General features: G+C 50.6%; 23 protein-coding genes. All 23 read left to right on the top strand.

The features are described 5' to 3' along the window. Entirely contained in the window at positions 1-1128 is a 1128-nt protein-coding gene (locus HS100_06810) for a glycosyltransferase family 4 protein (protein MBE7433608.1), read from the top strand. Positions 1129-1212: 84 nt separating this feature from the next. Further along, positions 1213-1677 carry a winged helix-turn-helix transcriptional regulator gene (locus tag HS100_06805; protein MBE7433607.1) on the top strand — a complete coding sequence of 155 codons (465 nt, stop codon included), beginning with the start codon at positions 1213-1215 and terminating at the stop codon, positions 1675-1677. A gap of 14 nt (positions 1678-1691) precedes the next feature. Further along, a complete protein-coding gene (locus HS100_06800; GenBank protein MBE7433606.1) occupies positions 1692-2630 on the top strand; it encodes a Gfo/Idh/MocA family oxidoreductase in 939 nt (312 codons plus the stop codon). 2 nt (positions 2631-2632) lie between these two features. Beyond that, complete coding sequence (locus tag HS100_06795; GenBank protein ID MBE7433605.1) at positions 2633-3214, top strand: N-acetyltransferase; 582 nt, start codon at positions 2633-2635, stop codon at positions 3212-3214. Next, complete coding sequence (locus HS100_06790) at positions 3211-4311, top strand: DegT/DnrJ/EryC1/StrS family aminotransferase (GenBank protein MBE7433604.1); 1101 nt, start codon at positions 3211-3213, stop codon at positions 4309-4311. Before HS100_06795 ends, HS100_06790 begins: the two co-directional genes overlap by 4 nt. A 21-nt stretch (positions 4312-4332) precedes the next feature. Beyond that, entirely contained in the window at positions 4333-5175 is an 843-nt protein-coding gene (locus HS100_06785; GenBank protein ID MBE7433603.1) for an ABC transporter permease, read from the top strand. A gap of 3 nt (positions 5176-5178) precedes the next feature. Further along, complete coding sequence (locus HS100_06780) at positions 5179-6471, top strand: ABC transporter ATP-binding protein (protein ID MBE7433602.1); 1293 nt, start codon at positions 5179-5181, stop codon at positions 6469-6471. Beyond that, the gene (locus tag HS100_06775; protein ID MBE7433601.1) at positions 6468-7859 is read left to right on the top strand and encodes a hypothetical protein; all 1392 of its coding nucleotides are present in this window, start codon (positions 6468-6470) and stop codon (positions 7857-7859) included. Before HS100_06780 ends, HS100_06775 begins: the two co-directional genes overlap by 4 nt. Next, a complete protein-coding gene (locus tag HS100_06770; protein MBE7433600.1) occupies positions 7852-8874 on the top strand; it encodes an N-acetylneuraminate synthase family protein in 1023 nt (340 codons plus the stop codon). The genes HS100_06775 and HS100_06770 overlap by 8 nt, the downstream gene beginning before the upstream one ends. Positions 8875-8879: 5 nt before the next feature. After that, positions 8880-10040, top strand: coding sequence for a UDP-N-acetylglucosamine 2-epimerase (hydrolyzing) (neuC, locus tag HS100_06765; GenBank protein ID MBE7433599.1), 1161 nt, complete (start codon positions 8880-8882; stop codon positions 10038-10040). 9 nt (positions 10041-10049) lie between these two features. Next, a complete protein-coding gene (locus tag HS100_06760) occupies positions 10050-10757 on the top strand; it encodes an acylneuraminate cytidylyltransferase family protein (GenBank protein ID MBE7433598.1) in 708 nt (235 codons plus the stop codon). Further along, positions 10754-11764 (top strand): class I SAM-dependent methyltransferase, encoded by a 1011-nt coding sequence (locus HS100_06755; GenBank protein ID MBE7433597.1) that lies wholly within the window; start codon positions 10754-10756, stop codon positions 11762-11764. The genes HS100_06760 and HS100_06755 overlap by 4 nt, the downstream gene beginning before the upstream one ends. A 3-nt stretch (positions 11765-11767) precedes the next feature. After that, positions 11768-12451 (top strand): acylneuraminate cytidylyltransferase family protein, encoded by a 684-nt coding sequence (locus HS100_06750; GenBank protein MBE7433596.1) that lies wholly within the window; start codon positions 11768-11770, stop codon positions 12449-12451. A 5-nt stretch (positions 12452-12456) separates the two neighbouring features. After that, positions 12457-13413 (top strand): hydroxyacid dehydrogenase, encoded by a 957-nt coding sequence (locus tag HS100_06745; GenBank protein ID MBE7433595.1) that lies wholly within the window; start codon positions 12457-12459, stop codon positions 13411-13413. 30 nt (positions 13414-13443) lie between these two features. Continuing rightward, a complete protein-coding gene (locus tag HS100_06740; GenBank protein ID MBE7433594.1) occupies positions 13444-14820 on the top strand; it encodes a hypothetical protein in 1377 nt (458 codons plus the stop codon). A 25-nt stretch (positions 14821-14845) separates the two neighbouring features. Then, positions 14846-15898 (top strand): N-acetylneuraminate synthase family protein, encoded by a 1053-nt coding sequence (locus HS100_06735; protein MBE7433593.1) that lies wholly within the window; start codon positions 14846-14848, stop codon positions 15896-15898. A gap of 98 nt (positions 15899-15996) precedes the next feature. After that, positions 15997-17523 carry a glycosyltransferase family 39 protein gene (locus tag HS100_06730; protein ID MBE7433592.1) on the top strand — a complete coding sequence of 509 codons (1527 nt, stop codon included), beginning with the start codon at positions 15997-15999 and terminating at the stop codon, positions 17521-17523. Positions 17524-17799: 276 nt separating this feature from the next. Then, positions 17800-18399 (top strand): N-acetyltransferase, encoded by a 600-nt coding sequence (locus HS100_06725; protein ID MBE7433591.1) that lies wholly within the window; start codon positions 17800-17802, stop codon positions 18397-18399. A 4-nt stretch (positions 18400-18403) separates the two neighbouring features. Next, positions 18404-19480 carry a DegT/DnrJ/EryC1/StrS family aminotransferase gene (locus HS100_06720; protein MBE7433590.1) on the top strand — a complete coding sequence of 359 codons (1077 nt, stop codon included), beginning with the start codon at positions 18404-18406 and terminating at the stop codon, positions 19478-19480. After that, positions 19474-20475, top strand: coding sequence for a Gfo/Idh/MocA family oxidoreductase (locus tag HS100_06715; protein ID MBE7433589.1), 1002 nt, complete (start codon positions 19474-19476; stop codon positions 20473-20475). The genes HS100_06720 and HS100_06715 overlap by 7 nt, the downstream gene beginning before the upstream one ends. Position 20476: 1 nt before the next feature. After that, a complete protein-coding gene (locus tag HS100_06710) occupies positions 20477-21229 on the top strand; it encodes a class I SAM-dependent methyltransferase (protein ID MBE7433588.1) in 753 nt (250 codons plus the stop codon). A gap of 60 nt (positions 21230-21289) precedes the next feature. Further along, positions 21290-22036 (top strand): glycosyltransferase family 2 protein, encoded by a 747-nt coding sequence (locus HS100_06705; protein MBE7433587.1) that lies wholly within the window; start codon positions 21290-21292, stop codon positions 22034-22036. 30 nt (positions 22037-22066) lie between these two features. After that, positions 22067-23140 (top strand): UDP-N-acetylglucosamine 2-epimerase (non-hydrolyzing), encoded by a 1074-nt coding sequence (gene wecB, locus HS100_06700; GenBank protein MBE7433586.1) that lies wholly within the window; start codon positions 22067-22069, stop codon positions 23138-23140.

The following is a 23140-nucleotide window of genomic DNA, read 5'->3' as shown; positions in this document are numbered from 1 at the left end:
ATGCGCATTCTGACGGTGATCTATGAATTCCCGCCCATCGGCGGCGGCGGAGGCAGGGCCGCGTATGATATTTGCGCCGAACTAGCGGCGCGCGGCCATGATGTGATCGTTTTGACCGCGCACATGAACGACCTGCCGCGCGACGAAACACTGGATGGATTTCGCGTCGTGCGGATTCCGTCGCGGCGGACCGAGGCTTTTGTGGCAAGTTTCGAGGCCATGCTGTTCTACATCCTCGCCGGGTTTTCGAAAGGGCTGGAGTTGATCCGCCATTCCCGCCCCGATGTGATCCATACCCACTTTGCTGTTCCATCGGGCGCGCTGGCATGGATGCTTTCGGTCATCACAAATATTCCTTTTATTCTTACGGCGCATCTCGGTGACGTGCCCGGCGGTGTGCCGCAAAAGACAGCGCACTGGTTCCGCTGGTTGAAGCCATTCACAATTCCGATCTGGAGGCGGGCAAAGTACGTTGCGGCGGTGAGCGAGTTCACCCGTCAACTCGCGTTGAAGCATTATACGGTGGAGATTCGCGTCATCCCCAATGGCGCAGATTTCACCCATGTCGTCACCGATAAAGTGGAGGTAAATGCAACCCCGCGGATCGTATTTGCGGGGCGGTTCGTTTCACAGAAGAATCCGCTGGCAATCGTTCGCGCCTTGTCAATGCTCAAGGATTTGGATTGGGAGTGTTCGATGTTGGGGGATGGACCCATGTTCGAGGAAGTCAAAGCCGAAATAGAAAAACATGGCATGCGCGAACGTTTCCACCTCACAGGCTGGGTCACGCCTGCGGATGTTTTGGATGAATTCTCCCGGAGCGATATCCTGTTCATGCCGTCGCTTTCAGAGGGACTGCCTGTCGTCGGCGTGGATGCGCTTGTGAAAGGACTCGCCATCGTCGCCAGCAGGATAGGTGGATTCCTCGACCTGGTGGACCAGGATTCGAACGGCTGTTTGATCGAAGTCCGGGATGAGGCGGGTTTTGCATCCGCTTTGAGGGGGCTGCTTTCAAACCGGGATCGCCTGCTGAAATTCCGGCTTGCGAGCTTGGAAAAGGCGAAGGATTTCGACATCGGAAAGATCGTGGATCAGTATGAAGGGATGATGCGGGAAGCAATAGGTTAGTAGGGGAATCGTAGGGAATCTCAGGCGGGGCACGGCTTGACTCATTGGGGGAATCGTGTCAGAATTCAAAAACTGAACGCTCACATGAATACAAAGATCAAACCGCACGAATATGCCCTGCTGGACGAGATCGCACAGGATAACCTCGTCACGCAGGCGAGCCTTTCAAAACGCCTCGGCATTGCTGTTGGGAGCGTCAACTGGTACATCAAACGTCTCATCTCCCGCGGCTGGGTCAAGGTCTCGCACCTCGACCGCACCCGCCTGCAATACGATCTGACCCCCGAAGGCATGAAGGTTTTTACCCAACGCGCCATGAACTATGCGCGGGATTCACTCAAAGTCTACGGTGGGCTGCGCGAGAAAGCAAAAGCGCTTGCCCTAGACCTGAAACAAAAAGGTGTGAAAAGCGTGTACCTGAATGGCGATGATCCGATGATGGATATTTTGCGCCTGACGTGCATCGAAGCCGGGCTGAGAATCAGCGACCTACCCGAGGACTTCGTTCTAGAATCCGATGGGCACGGGTATCGAATCCGTTCGAGTTAACAAAGGAGAACATGATAAATAATTTTGCCGTGATCGGCGTCGGCGGTTACATTGCGCCCCGTCACTTGAAAGCAATAAGAGATACGGGTAATCGGCTCGTTGCGGCCGTCGACCCGAAGGATTCGGTCGGCATCCTCGACCAGTATTCCTACGATGTGAAGTTCTTTACCGAGATCGAGCGCTTCGATCGCCATCTGGAAAAACTTCGCCGCGGATTCGAAGCCGAACGCATCCATTATGTTTCGATCTGTTCGCCGAACTATTTGCATGATGCACACTGCCGCCTTGCCCTGCGCGTGGGCGCGGATGTGATTTGCGAAAAGCCCTTGGTGATCAACCCCTGGAATTTGGATGCCCTTGAAGAAATCGAAGCAGAGACGAAACACCGCATCTTTACGATCCTGCAGTTGCGCGTCCATCCCAGCCTGATCAAACTCCGTGAGACTCTGCGATCCGCGAAGGATATCCACGATGTGGAACTTACCTATATCACCAGCCGCGGTCCGTGGTATCAAGTTTCCTGGAAGGGCGACCACGATAAATCCGGCGGCGTGGCGACGAATATTGGCATTCACTTCTTCGACCTGCTGATGTGGTTGTTTGGATCGGTGAACGGCATCAAGGTCTATCACACTGACAATGAGCGCATGTCCGGTTTCATCGAACTTGAGCGCGCCCGGGTGCGATGGTTCCTCTCGGTGGATAAGAACGATCTGCCCGAGCAGGCAAATACAAATGGCAAGACCACGTATCGCTCGATCACAGTGGACGGAAAAGAAATCGAATTTTCCGAAGGTTTTACCGACCTGCATACGAAAGTCTACGAGGAGACACTCGCCGGCCGCGGGTTTGGCATCAAGGAAGCCCGTCCCTCCGTGCAGTTGACGCATGATATCCGGCAATCCCCACTCTCTCCCATCGACACGCTGGCTCATCCTTTCTTGAGGAAATGACTATGAGCGATTATTTTGTTCACGAATCAAGTTATGTCGATGAAGGCGCCGAGATCGGCGCGGGGACGAAGATCTGGCATTTCAGTCACATCATGTCACGGGCCAAGATAGGCGAACGCTGCAACATCGGGCAGAATGTGCTTGTTTCTTCTGATGTGACCATTGGGACGAATGTGAAGATCCAGAACAACGTCTCGCTGTACACCGGCGTGATCGTGGAAGATGATGTTTTTCTTGGACCCTCGATGGTGTTTACGAACGTCATCAATCCGCGCAGTCATGTCAACCGCAAGGACGAGTACAAGACCACGCTGGTGAAGAAAGGGGCTTCCATCGGCGCAAACGCGACCATTGTGTGCGGGACGATACTCGGACGGTATTGCTTCGTCGGCGCAGGAGCAGTGGTGACGAAAGACGTTCCTGATTACGCATTGGTGTACGGCACACCTGCCCGCGTCCGCGGATGGGTGTGTCAATGCGGTGAACAGTTAACTTTTATGGATGAGCGTGCCATCTGCTCGATGTGCGGAGACGCTTACAGGAAACAGGATCAAGTCGTAATCCCCGAAAGAGGCGATAAATGATTTCATTGGTCGATCTCACTGCGCAATATCATTCCATCAAGAAGGAAATCGACGCGGCGGTTCTATCCACGCTCGAGTCGGGTCACTTTATTCTTGGTCCGCAGGTGGTGAAGTTCGAGGAAAGCATCGCTTCATATTTGGGAGTCAAACACGCGATAGGTCTTGCTTCCGGCACGGACGCGCTTGTGATTGCAATGCGCGCCTTGAATATCGGCGAAGGCGACGAGGTTATCATCCCGGCATATACTTTTTTTGCCACGGCTGGCACGGTCATGTCTGTGGGCGCGAAACCGGTGATCGTGGACATTGATCCGCAGAGCTATCAGATCGATGTGGGCAAAATCGAAGCCGCCATCACGTCAAATACGAAGGCGATCATCCCCGTCCATTTGTATGGGCATCCGTCCGAGATGAATCCGATTTTGGAGATCGCGCGCAGGTATGGATTGAAAGTCATCGAAGATAATGCGCAAGGCTATGGCGCGGAATATCTTGGAAGGAAGACCGGCGCGATGGGCGAGGTTGGTTGTTTGAGTTTCTTTCCCACCAAAAATCTCGGCGCTTATGGCGATGGCGGGATGGTGGTCACCAACGACGAGGCTCTTGCCGAACAGATGCGCATGCTGCGCGCGCACGGCTGGAAGAAAAAATATTATTCCGAGATGGTCGGCTATAACAGCCGTCTCGATGCGATACAGGCGGCAATCTTGCAAGCCAAGTTTGCGCACCTGGATGAATGGAACGATAAACGCCGTGAATTGGCGAAGCGGTATAACGAACATCTCGCGCCGCTTGGGATCGTCACACCGGTGGAACGTGAATGGGCGAAGCATGTTTATCACCTGTACATCATCCGCTCTGCGAAACGCGATGAGTTGCAGGCATTCTTGAAAGAAAAGGGAATCGCTTCGGAAGTGTATTACCCGATCCCGCCGCATCTATCAGTGCCATGCCGCAAGTATGGCTACAAAGAAGGCGACTTCCTGCACGCTGAAAATGCAGCAAAAGAAACATTGGCGCTGCCGCTATATCCGGAATTAACTTTGAAACAGCAGGATGAAGTGATTGCGGCAGTGAAGGAATTTGTGAGTAAATAAATGACGACGGATTTGAAGGCAATGGGAGAAAACTGGTCGCTGGTCATCCGCCCGCAGCGCGCGTGGTGGGATTTGCGGCTGGGCGAACTGTGGCGCTACCGCGACCTGGTGTGGCTTTTCGTCTGGCGAGATTTTGTGGCGTATTACAAGCAGACAATACTGGGTCCGCTCTGGTATCTCATCCAGCCGATCATGACGACCGGGGTTTTCACCATTATTTTCGGTAATATTGCCCAACTATCCACTGATGGATTACCGCCGTTCCTCTTTTATCTTGCAGGCAATACTGTGTGGACGTATTTCTCTGCGAGTCTCACCAGCACTTCCAGCACGTTTACAAGCAACGCGGGCTTGTTCGGCAAGGTGTATTTCCCACGGCTTGTCATTCCACTGTCTATTGTTATCTCCCAGATTATTTCGTTTGGGCTTCGATTCCTAGTGTTTCTGGGGTTCCTCATTTATTTCATGTCCGCCGGGTCGGACGTACGCCCGAACTGGTGGATCTTGATCCTGCCGGTTCATATCGTCATCATGGCGGGATTGGGGCTGGGACTTGGAATCATTGTGTCTTCGCTTACCACCAAATACCGCGATCTCCAGCAACTGGTTGCATTTGGCGTTCAGTTATTGATGTATGGCACACCGGTCATATACCCGCTCTCTTCCATAACGGGCGGGTGGCGCTGGCTGATCCTTGCCAATCCGATGACCCCCGTGGTGGAAACTTTTCGCCTCGCGTTTTTGGGGACGAGCGCGATGTCTCCTGTGTACCTGCTTTACAGCCTGGCGTTCACATTCCTCGTGCTTCTGATTGGCGTGTTGATCTTCAACCGCGTCGAGAATAATTTCATGGATACGGTTTAAGTCATGTCCGATACCGTTATCTCCGTGGAAAATCTTTCCAAGACCTACCAATTGGGCGTGATCGGCACCGGCACGTTTTTCGGCGATGTGAATCGTTGGTGGGCGAAGAAACTCGGCAGACCCGATCCGTACGCCAAGATCGGTGAAGCGGATCACGGCAACCGCATCGGTGAATCGATCTGGGCGTTGGACGACGTCAGTTTTACGCTTCGTCAAGGCGAGGCGTTGGGAATCATCGGGCGAAACGGGGCGGGGAAAAGCACGCTCTTGAAGATCATGTCGCGGGTCACCGCCCCGACTTCCGGCGAGGTCAAGATCAAGGGACGCATCGCCAGCCTGCTCGAAGTCGGAACTGGATTTCATCCCGAATTAACCGGGCGTGAAAATATTTATCTCAACGGCGCGATCTTGGGCATGAGCCGCGCGGAAGTGACCCGCAAGTTCGACGAGATTGTGGATTTCTCCGGCGTGGAAAAGTTCATCGATACGCCAGTCAAACGTTTTTCGAGCGGGATGTACGTGCGCCTCGCCTTCGCCGTCGCGGCTCATCTCGAACCCGAGATTTTGGTAATCGACGAAGTCCTGGCTGTGGGCGATGCGGAGTTTCAGCGAAAATGCCTCGGCAAGATGAGCGACGTGGCACATGCTGGGCGGACGGTGTTGTTTGTAAGCCATAACATGCCTGCTATCCTGCGGCTTTGTTCGTCAGCCATCATGTTGGAACGTGGGCGGCTCGTCAAACAAGGCTCGGCTGAACAGGTGACAAACTTTTACTTGAACAGCAACGAAAATACGGAAGGCGCAGTGGCTTGGTCTGGCGAGGATGCGCCGGGTACTGATGAAGTCAAATTGACAGGAATCCGACTCGTGGACAGCGAAGAAAAAGGAAAGTCGCTGGTGGAGATCAATGCGCGTTCATTTTTAGAGATCGAGTACGATGTGCGCCAGCCCGGCTTGAAGTTCCGCGTGGCGGCAGGATTCAATACGCAGGGTGTGGTTGCATTCACATCCAACGAGCCTTATGAAACACAACACGACCGGGTCGGGCTTTATGTTTCGCGCGTCGAGATTCCGCCCAATCTTCTGGCGGAAGGCGAATACACAGTTTCGGTTTCGATCTTCGCCTCCAAAGGAATGAAAATCCGCTACGTGCGCGCCAAGAACATTTTTACCTTCCAAGTAGTGGATTACATCACGGGGGATTCGTCGAGGGGCGATTTTACCCAGAATGTCGCGGGCGTTTTACGTCCCGCTTTATCCTGGAAAAAGTCGTACGCGGGAGAGATGCAATCGTGAAGATCGCTTTTGTGCTATCCGGCGCGCCGCACTATTTTTTCTTCGACCGCGTCGTGCGCCTGTTGTACGCCTTGGGACATGAAGTCCGCGTGGTGTGCAGGCCAGGCTTCAAAGCGGACGGGAACAAGTCGGGGCGTGCGTTGCTCCAATTGCTTAAGGATGAGCCGCGCGCGAGATTCGATGAAGGCATCTTTCGAGCAAAGGGTGCGGGATTTGCCGTGACAATTCGCGAACTGGCGAATTATGCCAACTTTTTAAAGCCAGATCACCCCATGCCGCCTTCCCAGCCATGGGAATACATCTACATGAGGAACCGCCTGCATCCCAAGTTGTATTGGGCGATCAAGACCCGCATCGGCTCCATGATCTTTTCCACATCTTTCATGCGCGGATTGTTGAGATGGATCGAATCGTGCATCGAACCGGACCCGAAGGTTTTGAACTGGCTGGCGGAATTCCAGCCGCAGGTTCTCTTTGTTTCGCCGTACATCATGTCTGCGGACCTGGAAGTCGAGTATGTCAAAGCTGCGCAAAAACTTGGAATTCCAACCGTGGCATCCGTTTTGAGTTGGGATAATCTTGTGAGCAAGGGAACATATCTTGTCAGACCGGACTGGCTCCTCGTTTGGAATCAGAACTTGATGGAAGAGGCAATCGCCATTCATGAATTCGCGCGTGAAAAAGTATTTATAACCGGCGCGCCCGTCTATGACCCCTGGTTCGACCTGAAGCCATCCCCTGACCGTGAGGCATTCTGCGCTGAATGCGGATTGAATCCAAATAATCCTTTTGTGTTGTTCCTCGGCTCGTCGCAGACCATCACAAGCTTGGATGTCGAATTCATCAAGGCATTGATCGCTCACTTCGAGACAATGGACGCAAAAAACCGACCGTCCATTCTGATTCGCCCGCATCCTTATGCCCCGTTCGACATGACGACCTACGAAAGTGATTGGGTGAGAGTTTATCCAAAACAAGGCGGACGCCCCGATATGGATGAAACGCGCCAGGTTTATTTCAATACCCTTCATTACAGCGCGGCGGTGGTCGGTGTGAATACAACCGGGTTCTTGGACGCCGCCATCGTGGACAGACCTTGCGTCACCCTGATGGACGACCAGATGCGCGCAGGACAGGGCGCCCATTTCGATTATTTAATCGATGCCAATTTCATAGAAGTCGCAAAGGATCGTTCCGAGGTATTCTGCGCCATCGACCGCATCGTCGCGGGGACGGATTCAAGGAAAGACGAGCGCCGCGAGTTCATCCGTCGCTTCATGCGCCCGCAGGGAATCGAAATCCCAGCGTCCGAAGTGATGGCGAAGGCGATCCTTGCCGTCGGGAACGGGATGAAGCCTGGAGATTGGAACGGGAAGAAACATGAATAATTTTCTCGATCCCAAACGCTGCTTCGTCATCGGCGAGGTCGCTCAATCGCACGACGGCAGCCTCGGCATGGCGCATGCCTTCATCGATGCCATCGCCAAAGCCGGCGCGGACGCGGTCAAGTTCCAAACCCACATCGCCGCCGCCGAGAGCACGGCCGCTGAACCGTGGCGCGTCAAGTTCAGCAAACAGGACGCTTCACGCTACGACTATTGGAAGCGGATGGAATTTACTCCGGAGGGATGGCAGGGGTTGGCGGATCATGCAAGAGAAAAAGGGTTGCTCTTCCTGAGTTCGCCGTTTTCCATCGAGGCTGTGGAATTGCTCGAAAAGATCGGTATGACCGCCTGGAAGGTCGCCTCGGGAGAGATTGGCAACAAGACCCTGCTCGATAGAATGCTCGAAACCGGCAAGCCCATTCTTCTATCCACCGGCATGAGCAACTTTAAGGAAATTGACGATGCCATCGCTTACATCCGTCAAAGGAACGTCGAACATGCTGTCATGCAGTGTTCGACCGCTTATCCCTGCCCGCCGGAAAAAATCGGCTTGAATTTGATTCCCGAACTACGCGAACGCTACAAATGCGCGGTGGGACTTTCCGACCATTCCGGCACGATCTACCCCGGTCTTGCCGCGGTCATGCTTGGGATCGAGATTCTAGAAGTGCATGTAGCCTTCAGCCGCGAGATGTTTGGGCCTGACGTTCCCGCTTCTGTCACGACCAGGGAGTTGAGTCAACTTGTGGAGGGTGTCCGCTTTATCGAGCGGATGCGCGCCAGCCCCGTTGGCAAAGACGATTTCGCGGAAGAGGTCCTGCCGTTGCGCAAGCTCTTCACGAAAAGCATTGTGGCGGGAATGGAATTGTCCAAAGGCACCATCCTCGAAGAAAGGCATCTACGGCTCAAAAAACCCGGCAGCGGACTTCCCGGCGAACGGATGAATGACCTGATCGGTAAAACACTCCTGCGCGATGTCAAAGTAGACGAGCAGATTTTGGAAGGAGATTTTTCCTGACCATCATGAAAAGAAAGATATGCGTCGTTGTCACGGCGCGACCGAGTTACAGCCGCATCCGAACAGCATTGCACGCCATCAAAGCCAACCCGGACTTGGAACTGCAACTGGTCGCCGCAGCATCCACCCTTCTTGATCAATATGGCAACGCCATCCGCTACATGGAGCAGGATGGCTTCGAGATTTCCAGCAAAGTCTATATGGTCGTCGAAGGCGAAAACCTGACTACCATGGCGAAGACCACCGGGCTGGGCTTGCTCGAACTTGCCACCACCTTCGACAACCTCAAACCGGACCTGGTTGTGACTATTGCCGACCGTTACGAAACCATCGCCACCGCCATTGCCGCCTCTTATATGAACATTCCGCTTGTGCATATTCAAGGCGGTGAGATCACCGGCACAATCGACGAGAAGGTGCGCCATGCGGTTACGAAACTGGCAGATATTCATCTCGTTTCCACCCAAAAGGCGGCGGAGAATGTCATCCGCATGGGTGAAAATCCCGAGTCGGTCTTCGTCACCGGTTGTCCGTCCATTGATATTGCCGCCAATGTCTTGAAGAATCCCGCCATTGACTTCGATCCGTTTGAGAAATACAAGGGCGTTGGCTCGACCTTCGACGTGCGGGACAGGGATTATCTCGTCGTCATGCAGCATCCGGTCACCACCGAATATGACCGCGCCCGCGCGCAGATTCTCGAGACCCTGCATGCGGTCAAGGAGATCGGACTGCCCGCATTCTGGTTCTGGCCCAATGTGGATGCAGGCTCAGATGGCACCTCGAAAGGCATTCGTATGTTCCGCGAGAACGAACGCCCCGATAACATTCACTTCTTCAAGAACATGGAGTCGGAGGATTTTCTTCGTCTCGTCTATAACAGCCGCTGTATCGTCGGCAACTCGAGCGTTGGCATCCGCGAAACTTCCTTTCTCGGTGTTCCATCGGTCAATATCGGGACGCGCGAAGCGGGACGTGAACGGGGAAGGAACGTTTTGGACGCGGACTACAACCGGTTCCAGATTCAAGAGACGATCCGCAAACAAGTCGCGAACGGCAGGTATCCCTCTGATCCGCTTTACGGAAAAGGCGATGCGGGATTGCAGATCGCGAAGATTCTTGCGGACATCCCGCTTCGTTCAGAGAAAAGGTTGTTTTACCAGTAGAGGCATGTCGTGACGAAGATTCTGGGAATCATTCCTGCCCGCGGAGGTTCCAAAGGCATCCCCGGTAAGAACATCCGCATGTTGGGCGGCAAGCCTTTGATCCATTACGCCGCCAAAGCTGCGCGGGACTCCGGCTTGGTGGACCGCCTTATCCTGACCACCGATTCACCGGAGATCGCGGATGCTGGAAAGAGCCTTGGGATCGAAGTCCCGTTCATCCGCCCCGCACATCTTGCGCAGGATGATACTCCCATGTTCCCGGTGATTGATCACGCTCTTCAATTTGTCGAGAACGAGGGTTGGCAGGCGGAAATCATCCTGCTCTTACAACCGACCGCTCCCTTGCGAAAAGCGGAACATCTTCAAGCGGCAGTAAGAATCCTGATCGGGACGAAATGTGACGCGGTTGCCAGCGTGGTGGAAGTACCCCAGCATTATGCGCCTGATTTCGTGCTCAAACTTGAAGAAGGCAAACTCAAACCATTTTTGGAAGGCGGCGAAAGAGTCACACGCAGGCAGGATACGCGCCCTGCCTACTCGCGCGATGGCACCATCTACGCCTTCCGGCGAGATGTGTTTATCCTCAAGCGCAGCATCTATGGCGACGATTGCCGCCCGCTTATCATCCCAAGAGACCAATCCTGCAACCTCGACACCCTTGAAGACTGGGAAGAGGCTGAAAAGAGGATTACGGATCAAATTCAGGAGAAACCATGAACAAGAACTTCGACGACGCCACTGGAAGGGCGAAATTCTTCGATAACGTAAACAAGGAACTCACCAAACTGATCGACCCCGCAACCGGCAAAGTGAAGGCGGATCTGGTCGAGCATGTCAACTGCCCTGCTTGTGATGCAGACTCGTACGAGCCATTGTTTGCCAAGCAGGGATTCGAATTTGTCCGGTGCAAGAACTGCAACCTTGTTTACGTCACTCCTCGCCTGCTCGAAAGCGCCACGCTCGCTTATTACGGCGACGCCGTCGACCAACAATCCATGACGGATTGGCTGAATGTGCTTGCCAATCCCATCAACCAGTCCTGGCAGATTCCGTATTTTCAGGAAGCCGTGGACATACTTGCAAAATTGATTCCCTCCAAAGGGCGCATCCTCGATATCGGCTGTTCCATCGGCTTGTTCATGGAGATCGCGCAAAAATCCGGTTTTGAATGTGTTGGTCTCGAACCCGAACCGAAATCGCGTGAATATGCCCTCAAACGCGTGCTGGACGTGCGCCCGCAGCTCTTCAACGACGCGGGTTTTCCTCCCGCCTCTTTTGACGCCATTACGATGTTCGGAGTTCTCGAACATCTCAGCAAGCCGAAGCAAATGCTCGCCGATATTTGGGATACGCTGAAGCCCGACGGCGTGGTAATGGTCATCGTGCCGAATGTTTACAGTTTTGCCAACGGCACGCTTCACGAACAGGCGCGCACCTTTACCGGCAGGAATCATCTTAGTTACTTTGCCTGGGATACCCTCTCAGACCTTTTTAAACGCTCCGGTTACGAGATCGCGCATCTCGACACCGCGCTTGGCGGTCTCGACGCCGTGTTGAATCATTGGCAATTCAAAAATCCGCATTCTGGTCTCTCGATCGATTTGTTGCCCCCGAAATTGCGCAACCTCCTGCAAGACCCCGAAGGGCGAGCGCAGTTTGAAAAACTCATCCGCGATTGGGACATGGGTTTGCGCCTGCGCCTTGCCGCGAGGAAACCGAAATAACACATGATGCAAGTTCTGGGAATCATTCCCGCTCGGGGCGGCTCCAAAGGGGTGCCGCGAAAAAATATCCGTGAAGTGGCGGGGCGCCCGCTTATTGCCTATACCATCGAAGCCGCGCGTGCCAGCCACATGCTCACGCGCTGCATTGCCTCCACCGAGGATAAGGAAACCGCAGAAATTTGCGCCTCGCTTGGTTGTGAAGTAATAAACCGTCCTGTTCAGTTGGCTCAGGATGATACGCCGACCATCGACGTCATCAAACACGTTTTTGGCGAATTGGAATCTCGAGGCGAATCATTCGATTATGGACTCGTACTGCAACCCACCTCTCCGCTTCGCACCGGATCCGATATCGACTCAGCGCTTCAAGCCTTGAACCAGTCTGAAGCGGATTCCATTGTCAGTGTCTATCAAGTCTCGGACCATCATCCCGCGCGGATGTACCGCATGGAAAGCGGCTGCCTTGTATCGATCGATGAAACATTTGCCAGCGCGCGCAGGCAGGACCTTCCTCGTGTTTATCACCGAAACGGCGCGATCTACGCCTTCCGCCGCAAGTTACTCGACCAGAACACGCTCATGGGAAACAGAATCCTTCCCTACATCATGGCGGAAGACCGCTCGCTTAACATCGACACCGAATATGACCTTGTGCTGGCGGATTATATTTTGAGCAGGAAACGGTGACAGCGATGCTGAAGATTTTGAACGTCGAACCGGATGAATACAGCGACGAGGCGCGTTCCATCCTGAAGGGGATCGGAAACCTGGTCGAACAGAATATGGAACGGCAGGAACTGCTCCAGCGCATCCATGAATTCAATGCGCTCATCGTGCGTTTGAATCATCAAGTGGATGTTGAACTGATGAACGCGGCAAGAGACTTAAAAGTGATCGTTTCCGCCACCACCGGACTCGATCACATTGATATGGAATACGCTGCTAAAAAGAACATTGCAGTGCTCAGCCTGCGCGGTGAAACGAAATTTCTGCGTTCCATTCCCGCCACAGCCGAATTGACCTGGGGACTGCTGCTGGCGTTGACGAGAAATATCCCATCCGCTCATTTTTCAGTTTTAAATGGGGAATGGAAACGGGATCGCTTCAAAGGGCACGAACTTGCCAGGATGCGTCTTGGTATTTTGGGTTTTGGCAGGATCGGCGAAAAGGTCGCCCGCTATGGATCGGCGTTTGGCATGAAAGTCATGGCATATGACCCCTACCGAAATGATGCAAACTCCGGTGTTGAGATGAAGGAATCATTGGCAAATTTGCTTGGCGAATCGAATATATTGAGTATCCATGTGCCTCTGACTCAAGAGACTGAAAACCTGATCAGCGCTAAGGAGTTGAACATGATGCCGCGCAGATCGTGGTTGGTCAACACAGCTCGCGGCGCAATTGTGAATGAACCCGCCCTGCTCGATGCACTCAAATCCGGTCATCTTGCCGGGGCGGCGCTTGATGTTCTTTCCGGCGAAAGAACAAAGGAAAATTCGCTGCTGATCGAATACGCCCGCATGCACTCGAATTTATTGCTAACGCCGCACATCGGCGGGGCGACCTATGAGTCCATGCGCGCAACGGAAATATTCATGGCAAATAAATTGAAGGATCATTTCAAAAGACTTATCTCCAGCATTGCGTAACTGCGTAAGACGGAGAAGGCAATTCGAAGAATGAAGATAATTTTTGCGCTCGACAACTACCTGAAATACTACTCGATAGACGACGCTGTCCGAGAGCTATATCGGCGAGGTCATGAAATCGTTGTCATTCTCGGACAGGACAAGGAAAGCCACATCCCGGATGATGCCTTACAAAAGGCTGCTGCTGAACTTCCAAACCTGCGCATCGAAGCGCTGGTTCGAAGGAAGTTCCTACCGAAAGTCGTCAGGTTCATCCGCGAGTTGTTGAATTTTGCCTACGTCCTGAACCGGGAAGAAGAACGCCGGTGGGATGCGAAGAATTGGGGACGCTTCTTCCATCACTCTGCCTGGAAGGTCATTTCGAGCGCATCCGGGAAAAAGGTTTTGAAGAACCCCCTGTTCCAGAAAACCCTGCGTTTTATCGAGAACATGATCCCAGTCGCTCCGGAAATCAAGCGGCATGTAAAAGTTCATAAGCCTGATGTGCTGGTTGCGCTTCCTCTTATCAGCGGGGATTCGCGTGAAAGCGAATACGTCCAGGCCGCTGCTGCGCTTGGAATCCCCGCCGTGTTTTCGATGTTTAGTTGGGATAATATCTCCGCCAAAGGCACATTCCATTCCCAGCCGGATCATCACCTTGTTTGGAACAAGCCATTGGCTGAAGAACTTTGCCGTCTTCACAACATCCCGCGCGAACGCGTACACGTTACCGGCGCGCCGCGTTTCCATCGTTTGATCGGAGGCGCTAACGGGTTAATCCTGCCCAGGAACGAGTTCTGTCGCATCGCGGGAATCGACCCGGCAAAGAATTACATCCTCTATGCGGGTTCAACTTACCTTCTGGATAGCAACGTGCAGAAATCCTTGAGCGAGGATGTGCTCATTGTAAAGATTGCCGATGCGCTGGCCGAATATAAACAAACGCGGGATGTTCATATCCTCGTGCGCCCTCACCCCGTCAACACGCGCATCATTCCCGCCTTGAAAGATGCCAGCCGCCCCAATGTTACAATCTACCCCTCTCCGGGCGAATTGCCAGACACCGAGCAAAAAAGGCTTATGTTCTACAATTCCATTCATTACAGCATTGCCGTGGTTGGGGTTAATACGACCGCATTTTTGGAATCGTCTGCGCTGGACAGACCTTGCATTACGATCATCTCGAAGGAATACGGCGAAACCCAGCAACTGGTCCATTTCCATCACCTCGAAGAGGGGGGGTTTTTGGAGAAGGCAAAAGATGCGGAAAATGTGGCAGGAATTGTCGGAAGGATTCTTGAAGGGACAGATGTCTTATTCGCCCAACGCCGTGAGTTTGTAAAGAATTTCATCATGCCGCTTGAATCAAAACGCTCCTCCATCGAGGTCTATGCCGATCTGATCGAACGGTTCGGCTCAAAACGATGAATCCCCGGTTCTGAATTGGAGAATCATGAAACAAGGAACATTGAACGTGAACGGTCTCGAAATTTCAGATGACAGCGATTGTTTTGTCATTGCAGAGATTGGCAATAATCACCAGGGCGAACTGGAAAAAGCCAAAGCCCTCTTCAAAGCCGCCAAGGAATGCGGCGTGGATGCGGTCAAACTTCAGAAACGTGATAACAAGTCTCTGTTGACCAAAGCAGCGTACGAAAAGCCCTACGACAATGAAAACAGTTTCGGCGCGACCTATGGCGAACACCGCGAGGCATTGGAATTTGGTAAGGCTGAATATATCGAGTTGCAGAAGTATGCCGAAGAACTCGGCTTGGTCATGTTCGCCACAGCTTTCGATATGAATAGTGCAGACTTCCTCGCTGAACTCGATATGCCTCTCTATAAGATCGCTTCAGGCGATCTGAAAAATACCCCGCTCCTCAAACATGTCGCCAAGATTGGCAAACCGATGATCATCAGCACCGGCGGCGGAACAATGGAGGATGTCCAGCGCGCTTATGATACGATCATGCCGATCAACAAACAATTGGCCATTCTGCAATGCACTGCATCCTACCCCGCCGAGCCGCAAGACTTAAACCTGCGTGTCATCTCTACATATCGTGAAAAGTTCCCCGATGTGGTGATTGGTTTGTCTGACCACGAAAATGGGATTGCCATGGCAGTGGCTGCCTATGTGCTTGGCTCGCGCATGGTAGAACAGCACTTCACGCTGAACCATACCTGGAAAGGAACGGATCATGCCTTCTCTCTCGAACCGATTGGCATGCGAAAGCTCGTCCGCGACCTGCGCCGGGTAAAAGTGGCAATGGGTGATGGTGAGAAGAAGATTTACCCAAGCGAGGTCAATCCAATCCACAAGATGGGAAAGAAGCTCGTCGCGGCTCGTGATCTAAAAGCCGGTCAAGTTTTGACCCTTGCGGATATTGCCATCAAATCTCCCAGCGACGGCATCCCGCCGTATGAGTTGAACAATATCATCGGCATGATCCTTCTCCGCGATTTGGCGGCGGATGAAAATTTTACTTTCGAGTTTTTACGCTGATCTTCTGTTATAAGCAGTATATTGTTTAGGAAAATTCGTTTTCTATGAACCGGGCGTAAGGATGCCGGAGCATAAAGACAGCATACGGAGTTAGAATCATGAAGACAATACCTGAAAAGAAGCAGATGGTATTTCTAGTGCTATTGATATCGGGAATTATTGCTTCGATCTACTGGCGTGTGATTTTTTTTCCATTCATCTCGGATGATTGGTGGTTCCTGAGGCAAATTCAATCTTTAGGGCTTACCAACTCCTTGCAGCATTCCTTTAATCCCAACGGAAAAACAGTCTATGCCCCCTTAGGCGAGGCATTCATGGCATTGATGTATAAGATTTTTGGTTTTGACTCAGTCCCAATGCGATTTCCCAACCTCTTAATTCATGTAGTGAACTCATTATTGATAGTTTTTATTATGGATCACATATTGGAGAACAAATGGGTGGGATATCTTTCAGGTATTGTTTATGCTTCCGCCATCGCGGTTCATCTTGATGTTTTTGCCTGGGCATGGGCGACTTATGGCGATATGGGCGGTACATTATTCTTTTTTCTTTCAATCTGGTTATACCTGAAGGATAAGACATGGTTAAGCGCTTTTTCTTATCTCCTAGGCAGTCTTTTCAAGCCGACCATTATTTTCCTCCCGGCTTTATTGTTGCTACATTCCCTGATTTTACCAAGAGAAAAAAAGGTGGATTTGCATCCAGACCGGTTGTTTATTAAATGGCTTCCCTTTCTGGCATTTGGCGGGCTGTTGACAGGATTAAAACTACTAGGAGGCATGCCCACTGCTTATCATGAAGATCAACCTTATTTCATGGACTTTTGGGGAAGGCACCTGGTCACAAACACTCAATGGTATCTGACCTGGATGTTCCAGTCCATATTTCCTGTTGCGTCATTGAGATCGACAATATATAAAATAATCGCAGGTGTTTCAACTTTAACCTTTCTGGCCGGTTCCTTTGCCTCGCTGCTTGCAATAAAGCGGGATAGTGTGTTTCGCCAGATCGTTTTTCTTTCTGCCTGGCTGGCTGTAGGGCTTCTGACGGTGATTTTCCTGCCCAATCATACATACAGGTATTATTCAATCTATTCACTGCCCGCTTTTATAGCATTGTTTTTTTACAGTGTTCACTATTTTTTTAGGTTTCTAAAATTTAATCACAAGATTGTTCCTGTGTTTTTTTTGTTCATGGGGTTCTTTGCCGTATTAGGCTCTGCGTATCAAAGCCATCGAATTTTCGACGAAAAATTGCGTCAAAGCACTTTTGCGGATGGTACCAATATGTTGATCCGGCGGGCGGCCACGGCGGAACTCGTTATAGCAAAATTACAGAAGGATTTTCCGACCCTACCGCCGGGATTTGTGATTGTACTTGGCAATGCAGATCTAGGCGCATTCAGCAATAACAGCGCCATTCATTATCTGTACGACGACGACACGATCGATCTCTATCCACCCTCAGCCATCAGTTATGAGAATGGAGATTGGCATGTCCATGCTGTAGACTCCGACCCGCAGTACCTTGACCCGTCGTTGGTCGCCGTATATGAATTGGAAGAAGAAAGCATTGTACGAACGGACCTGTTTGATCTACTTGAACCTTCGATTGAGCCATAGATTATTGCCAGTATGCGTCCAACGACGGATATTTTGTAGACTAACCGTCCGTATAGTAAATGTGGATATTGTATTTTGATGAACAGGCCTTGAATTTGGAGAAGGTAAAAGTAGTGTATCGGCAAAAGCATGAAAGTATTCTTTGAGACTCCAACTATTCCCATCGCGGAAAGACTCTCTTAAATGTTCGACAAGTTACAAAATTCACTGGATTTTTCATTAAAGTTGCGTTATACCAAAATTAGACAGACCATATCAATTCAACGTGGAGCACTTATGACAAGTCTAGATAATACAAATACGTCTTCAACCATTAAAATACATCCGACTGCATCCGTATCCTCAAATGTAAGAATCGGCGATGGAACAAGCGTATGGAATAATGCTCAAATCCGCGAAGGTGTTGAGATAGGGGAGAATTGCATCCTTGGCAAGGATGTGTATGTGGATTTCGATGTCAAGATTGGCAGTAATGTAAAGATCCAAAATGGCGCTTTTCTCTATCACGGATTAACCGTCGAGGATGGGGTTTTCATAGGGCCACGCGCCGTATTTACAAATGATCTTTACCCCCGCGCTATAACGCCAGACGGAAAGCTGAAAGGCACGGATGATTGGGAGGTGGGTCCCATCCTTATTAAATACGGCGCTTCAATTGGCACAGGCGCTATTATCATCCCCAATGTGACGGTTGGAAGATTTGCCTTTGTAGCCGCAGGTGCTGTTGTCCCCCGCTCGGTGCCGGACCATGGTTTGGTCATGGGCGTACCGGCTCGCTTGGTTGGATACGTATGCCGATGCGGTCTGAGAATGCAGCCACTAGGGGACGAGTATTACTGTTCAAAATGCAATTGGTCGTACAAACCCACGGAGTAACGACATGATTAATATATCGCGTCCGCAAATCGGTGATGAGGAAAAAAGGGCGGTTCTGGGTGTCCTGGATTCTGGGCACCTAGCTCAAGGGCCAAAGGTTCGGGAATTTGAAGAAGCGTTTGCCAAATGGACTGACACAAAATACGGGATTGCCGTTTCATCCGGCACCACAGCGCTCCATGTGGCTCTCCTTGCTCACGGCATTGGTCCTAGCGACGAAGTAATCACCACTCCATTCAGTTTTATTGCCTCTGCCAACTGTATCCTTTATACAGGTGCACGACCGGTCTTTGTGGATATTGAGCCTAATTATTTCCTGCTCAATCCAGATAAAATCGAAGAAGCAATCACTCCCAGGACAAAAGCAATCATCCCTGTCCATTTGTTTGGTCAGATCGCAGACATGGATGCCATTGCGGAAATTGCCAAGAAGCACAACCTGGTGATTATCGAAGATGCCTGTCAATCACATGGCGCAATGTATAAAGGGAAAAAGGTCGGCGCTTGGGGTACTGCATGTTATTCCTTTTATCCCACAAAGAACATGACAACCATCGAAGGAGGCATGATCACAACCAATAACCCCCAAGTGGCGGAACAGTCGCGTTTACTCCGTAATCATGGGAGCCCAAAACGCTATCTGCATGACACTTTGGGTTTTAATTTTCGGATGACCGATATTCAAGCCGCAATTGGGCTGGTACAACTCGGAAAGGTTGATAATTGGAACAGGCAACGCCAAGATAATGCCCGCTTTTTGACAGGGAAACTCTCTCCGTTGAGCGGAGTTAAAACCCCCAAGGTACGCCGGAATAGTGAACACGTGTTTCATCAATATACGATCTGTGTTGAGAAAGACCGCGACAAGATGGTAGAGGGCTTGAACTCGGCGGGTATTGCGGCAGGCGTATATTACCCAATACCGATCCATCGCCAGCCTTTGTATATGGGAATGGGGTATGAAAAGGATATGCCGATTACAGAGAAACTGGCGAAGCAGGTAATTTCATTGCCAGTACACCCGGCTCTTATTCAAAATGAATTAGAAAAGATCGTAGCGGAAGTCGGTGCGCGATGCTAAATGTTGGCGTCATTGGCATAGGCGCCATGGGCAGGAACCATGTGCGGGTCTATTCAGAAATGGATAGCGTCCGTTTGGTCGCGGCAGCGGATACTAACCCTGTAAGCTGCAAGAAATTTGCCGAACAATACAATCGGCGAGCTTATACAGATTATCGCGAAATGCTTGCTCAAGAAAAGCTGGATGCAGTTTCAGTGGTGGTCCCCACTTCCCTGCATCGACAGGTCGCAGAAGAAGTGATGGCTCATGGTATACCTATACTGCTTGAGAAACCAGTTGCAACAACCCATGCTGACGGACGTGCGATCATCACCGCGGCGAGAAAAGCGGGCATCTTACTTGCAATTGGTCACATAGAGAGATTCAACCCGGCCATTGTTGCATTGAAAAAAAGGCTTGAAGTAAACGAATTGGGGAAATTATTCGAGATTAGAACCCGGCGGCTCGGTCCCATCCCCGGGCGGATTGAGGATACAGGTGTTGTGGTTGATCTTGCTACTCATGACATCGATCTGATGCAATCCTTGACCAATTCGCCCATAAATCGTCTGAGCGCAGAGACTCAAAGACGCGTGCATCTTTCACATGAGGATTCCTTTTTCGGCATGATTAAATTCGAGAACGGCATGAACGGGCTTTTAGATGTTAGTTGGCTGGTACCCACAAAAGTGCGCCAAACACTTGTAGTCGGCGAACGCGGCATGTTCGTCGTTGACACATTGACTCAAGAGTTTTATTTTTATGAGAATGATTACCCCGTGGGCTCTGGACTGCCAGGAGCCCATATTATTGAAGGCAACATGACCAAAATCAAAATCGACCGAAGGGAACCTTTGCGTGTCCAGTTGGAAAACTTTGTCAATAAAGTCGCTCAGAATGAAGGTACGATTGTCACGGGCGAAGAGGGCTTGCTGAATTTGGATGTTGCACTTGCGTTCATTACCAGCGCATCCGATGGGAGAGTCGTCCACCGTTCGGAATTCACGAAAGAATAAAATGAAAATCGATGTAACCGGGTTGACCGAGGAACAAAAATACGAGCTTGATATATACCATAAGACCGATTCAAATTTTGACCGTCTTAAATTGGAAACTTTTTATGGGTGTATAGCCTGGGAACAGAATGAATTTATTATGCGCAAACTCACGGGAAAAAAAGTTCTGGATGCGGGAGCCGGGTATGGGCTCCTAACCCGAATGCTATTGGATGCCAGTTTCGAGGTAATTGCCATCGATCCAAATGATGAATGCGGCCAACTGGCTAAAAAATGGTTTGACGTCGATGTCCTTCGCCAGGAAATTTACAAACTTGAGTTCCCGGATCGCTACTTTGATACTGTAATATTAAGAGAGGTCGTTGAGCATCTCGATTTTGAACGGGCGCTGAAAGAGATAGTTCGGATAAACGCCAGCGAATTGATAATATTCCAGTCCAATATGAATTTCATCCTTCATGTTAGCCGATTCATAACACGGCACAAAGAGTTCAATGAGAGAAGCATGGATTATTATGTCCACGCTTTACAAAATGCTGGATACGCCGTCGACAAGGTTATCTATCGTGATGTGATTGCCTTTCCTCTATCTGGAGGGTTTGTCACCCGCCAGTGGTGTCCCGAGAATCGGTTGTTGCAATATTGGCTGATCAAAGTAGATGACCTGTTGAACCGGTTTCTGGAAATGATTAGTTTGCAAAGATTTTTTTGCTGGCGATTCCTGATACGTGCTTCAAAGGAAGGAACATGGTAGAAACAGCCCTGATACCCTGTTCTTTCCCAATGATACAAATTCTTGATTTATAAGGTGAGCATGCATACAAGATTATCGATTGTGATCCCTTGCTACAACGAAGTCGAAAACATTCCCAAAATGAGAGACGAACTTTTACCGGTGCTTGCCAGGCTGGCAGAGGAATATTCGGTTCAAGTCGTATTTGTGGATGACGGCAGCAATGATGGAACATTAGATTCTTTCAAGGAGGCTTTTACAAGCACCCTGCTTCCGAATGTTGAGTTTGACTATCTTCAGCATCAGATTAATTTGGGTTTGGGCGCGGCGATACGGACGGGATTAGCTGCTTGCCAAGGCAGCATGATAATTACTACAGACAGCGATGGTACGTATCATTTTTCCAGTATGATGGGTATGTTGAAATATTTGGAGGGTGCGGATATTGTCACAGCATCACCCTACCACCCTGACGGCAATGTCGTTGGGGTTCCGAAATATCGCCTGTTGCTAAGCCGCGGCTCCTCTATGATTTATCGCTTATTAGTGGAATGGGATATATATACCTACACCTGTCTATTCAGAGCATATCGCCGTGAGGTGATCGACTCTGTTCCTTTCGAATCAAATGGATTTCTTTTCAATGTAGAGTTGCTTGTGAAAAGCAGGTTTAAAGGCTTCCGAGTCGTTGAATTTCCAGCTGTTCTTTACCGCAGGGCTTTCGGAGTCTCGAAGGTGAAACTCATCCAGACCATCCTTGATCATCTAAATTTTCAAGGCCGAATTATTCTGTATCGGCTTGGCGTAAAATCCACAATTTCATTATAGTGTCGAATTCCTGTTTAATCTTCTTATAAAATGAAAATCTTGTCCATGGTTGGCGCGAGGCCGGAATTTATTCAATCTGCTTGTGTTAGCAGGGAATTAAGAAAAACACACAAGGAGATTTTAGTTCACACCGGTCAGCACTATGATTACCTGATGTCCCAAGCGTTCTTTGATGAGATCGGACTTCCCGCCCCGGATTACAATCTGGAAGTAGGATCCGGTTCTCATGCCCAACAGATTGCAAATACCTTGACTAAATTGGAAGAAGTTCTTCTTGTTGAAAAACCAGATTGGGTTGTGATACGAGGCGATACTAATTCCACCTTGGCGGGGGCTATCACTGCAAGCAAGTTGAACATCCCGGTCGCCCATATCGAGGCGGGGGAGCGGAGCTTTGATAAACGCATGCCGGAGGAAATCAATCGTCTGGCGGCAGACAGATTATCCGATTTGCATTTTTGCGTAAGCCAGACAGCTGTAAATCACCTTGCCAAAGAAGGTATTTCCAAGTCTGTCCATTGGGTCGGGGATGTAATGTATGACGCAATGCTTGCCAACCTGCCCCTTGCAAGGGAGAAATCAAAGATTCTTTCAAAATTCGGGCTTCAACCGAAGTCGTACGCCCTGGTGACAGCGCATCGGGTTGCAAACACCGACAATGCCGAGCGCTTAAGAAATATCGTTGATATCTTGAACAATGCCCCAGATCCGGTGGTTTTCCCAGCGCATCCCAGGACCGTGGCTGCCCTGAAAAAATTGGACCACGATCTTTCTGCTAATGTTCGAACGATCGATCCAATAGGATATTTTGATATGTTGGTATTGGAAGAAAACGCCCGCATGATCGCAACAGATTCAGGCGGCGTTCAACGAGAGGCATATTTTATGTCGATACCCTGCCTGACCTTGCGGGATGAAACCGAATGGCTGGAAACTGTTCATACAGGATGGAACAAACTTGTTGGAGTCGAACAGAGTCGGGTATTGCAAGCTTGGAAGGATTTTTCTCCGCCTCAGGAACATCCGCCCATTTTTGGGGATGGTACGGCAAGCCATAAAATAGCCTCGATCCTGTCTCCCCGCTCCAAAAGCAGTGATCGATAA

It is taken from the genome of Anaerolineales bacterium, from assembly GCA_015075725.1.
Classification (GTDB): Bacteria; Chloroflexota; Anaerolineae; order Anaerolineales; family Villigracilaceae; genus Villigracilis.
This window is presented reverse-complemented; position numbering and strand designations above follow the sequence as displayed.

Coding starts and splice junctions, on each gene's coding strand:
- HS100_06810 (MBE7433608.1), top strand. CDS start 1: ATGCGCATTCTGACGGTGATCTATGAATTCCCGCCCATCGGCGGCGGC.
- HS100_06805 (MBE7433607.1), top strand. CDS start 1,213: ATGAATACAAAGATCAAACCGCACGAATATGCCCTGCTGGACGAGATC.
- HS100_06795 (MBE7433605.1), top strand. CDS start 2,633: ATGAGCGATTATTTTGTTCACGAATCAAGTTATGTCGATGAAGGCGCC.
- HS100_06790 (MBE7433604.1), top strand. CDS start 3,211: ATGATTTCATTGGTCGATCTCACTGCGCAATATCATTCCATCAAGAAG.
- HS100_06785 (MBE7433603.1), top strand. CDS start 4,333: ATGGGAGAAAACTGGTCGCTGGTCATCCGCCCGCAGCGCGCGTGGTGG.
- HS100_06780 (MBE7433602.1), top strand. CDS start 5,179: ATGTCCGATACCGTTATCTCCGTGGAAAATCTTTCCAAGACCTACCAA.
- HS100_06770 (MBE7433600.1), top strand. CDS start 7,852: ATGAATAATTTTCTCGATCCCAAACGCTGCTTCGTCATCGGCGAGGTC.
- neuC (MBE7433599.1), top strand. CDS start 8,880: ATGAAAAGAAAGATATGCGTCGTTGTCACGGCGCGACCGAGTTACAGC.
- HS100_06755 (MBE7433597.1), top strand. CDS start 10,754: ATGAACAAGAACTTCGACGACGCCACTGGAAGGGCGAAATTCTTCGAT.
- HS100_06750 (MBE7433596.1), top strand. CDS start 11,768: ATGATGCAAGTTCTGGGAATCATTCCCGCTCGGGGCGGCTCCAAAGGG.
- HS100_06745 (MBE7433595.1), top strand. CDS start 12,457: ATGCTGAAGATTTTGAACGTCGAACCGGATGAATACAGCGACGAGGCG.
- HS100_06740 (MBE7433594.1), top strand. CDS start 13,444: ATGAAGATAATTTTTGCGCTCGACAACTACCTGAAATACTACTCGATA.
- HS100_06735 (MBE7433593.1), top strand. CDS start 14,846: ATGAAACAAGGAACATTGAACGTGAACGGTCTCGAAATTTCAGATGAC.
- HS100_06730 (MBE7433592.1), top strand. CDS start 15,997: ATGAAGACAATACCTGAAAAGAAGCAGATGGTATTTCTAGTGCTATTG.
- HS100_06725 (MBE7433591.1), top strand. CDS start 17,800: ATGACAAGTCTAGATAATACAAATACGTCTTCAACCATTAAAATACAT.
- HS100_06720 (MBE7433590.1), top strand. CDS start 18,404: ATGATTAATATATCGCGTCCGCAAATCGGTGATGAGGAAAAAAGGGCG.
- HS100_06715 (MBE7433589.1), top strand. CDS start 19,474: ATGCTAAATGTTGGCGTCATTGGCATAGGCGCCATGGGCAGGAACCAT.
- HS100_06710 (MBE7433588.1), top strand. CDS start 20,477: ATGAAAATCGATGTAACCGGGTTGACCGAGGAACAAAAATACGAGCTT.
- HS100_06705 (MBE7433587.1), top strand. CDS start 21,290: ATGCATACAAGATTATCGATTGTGATCCCTTGCTACAACGAAGTCGAA.
- wecB (MBE7433586.1), top strand. CDS start 22,067: ATGAAAATCTTGTCCATGGTTGGCGCGAGGCCGGAATTTATTCAATCT.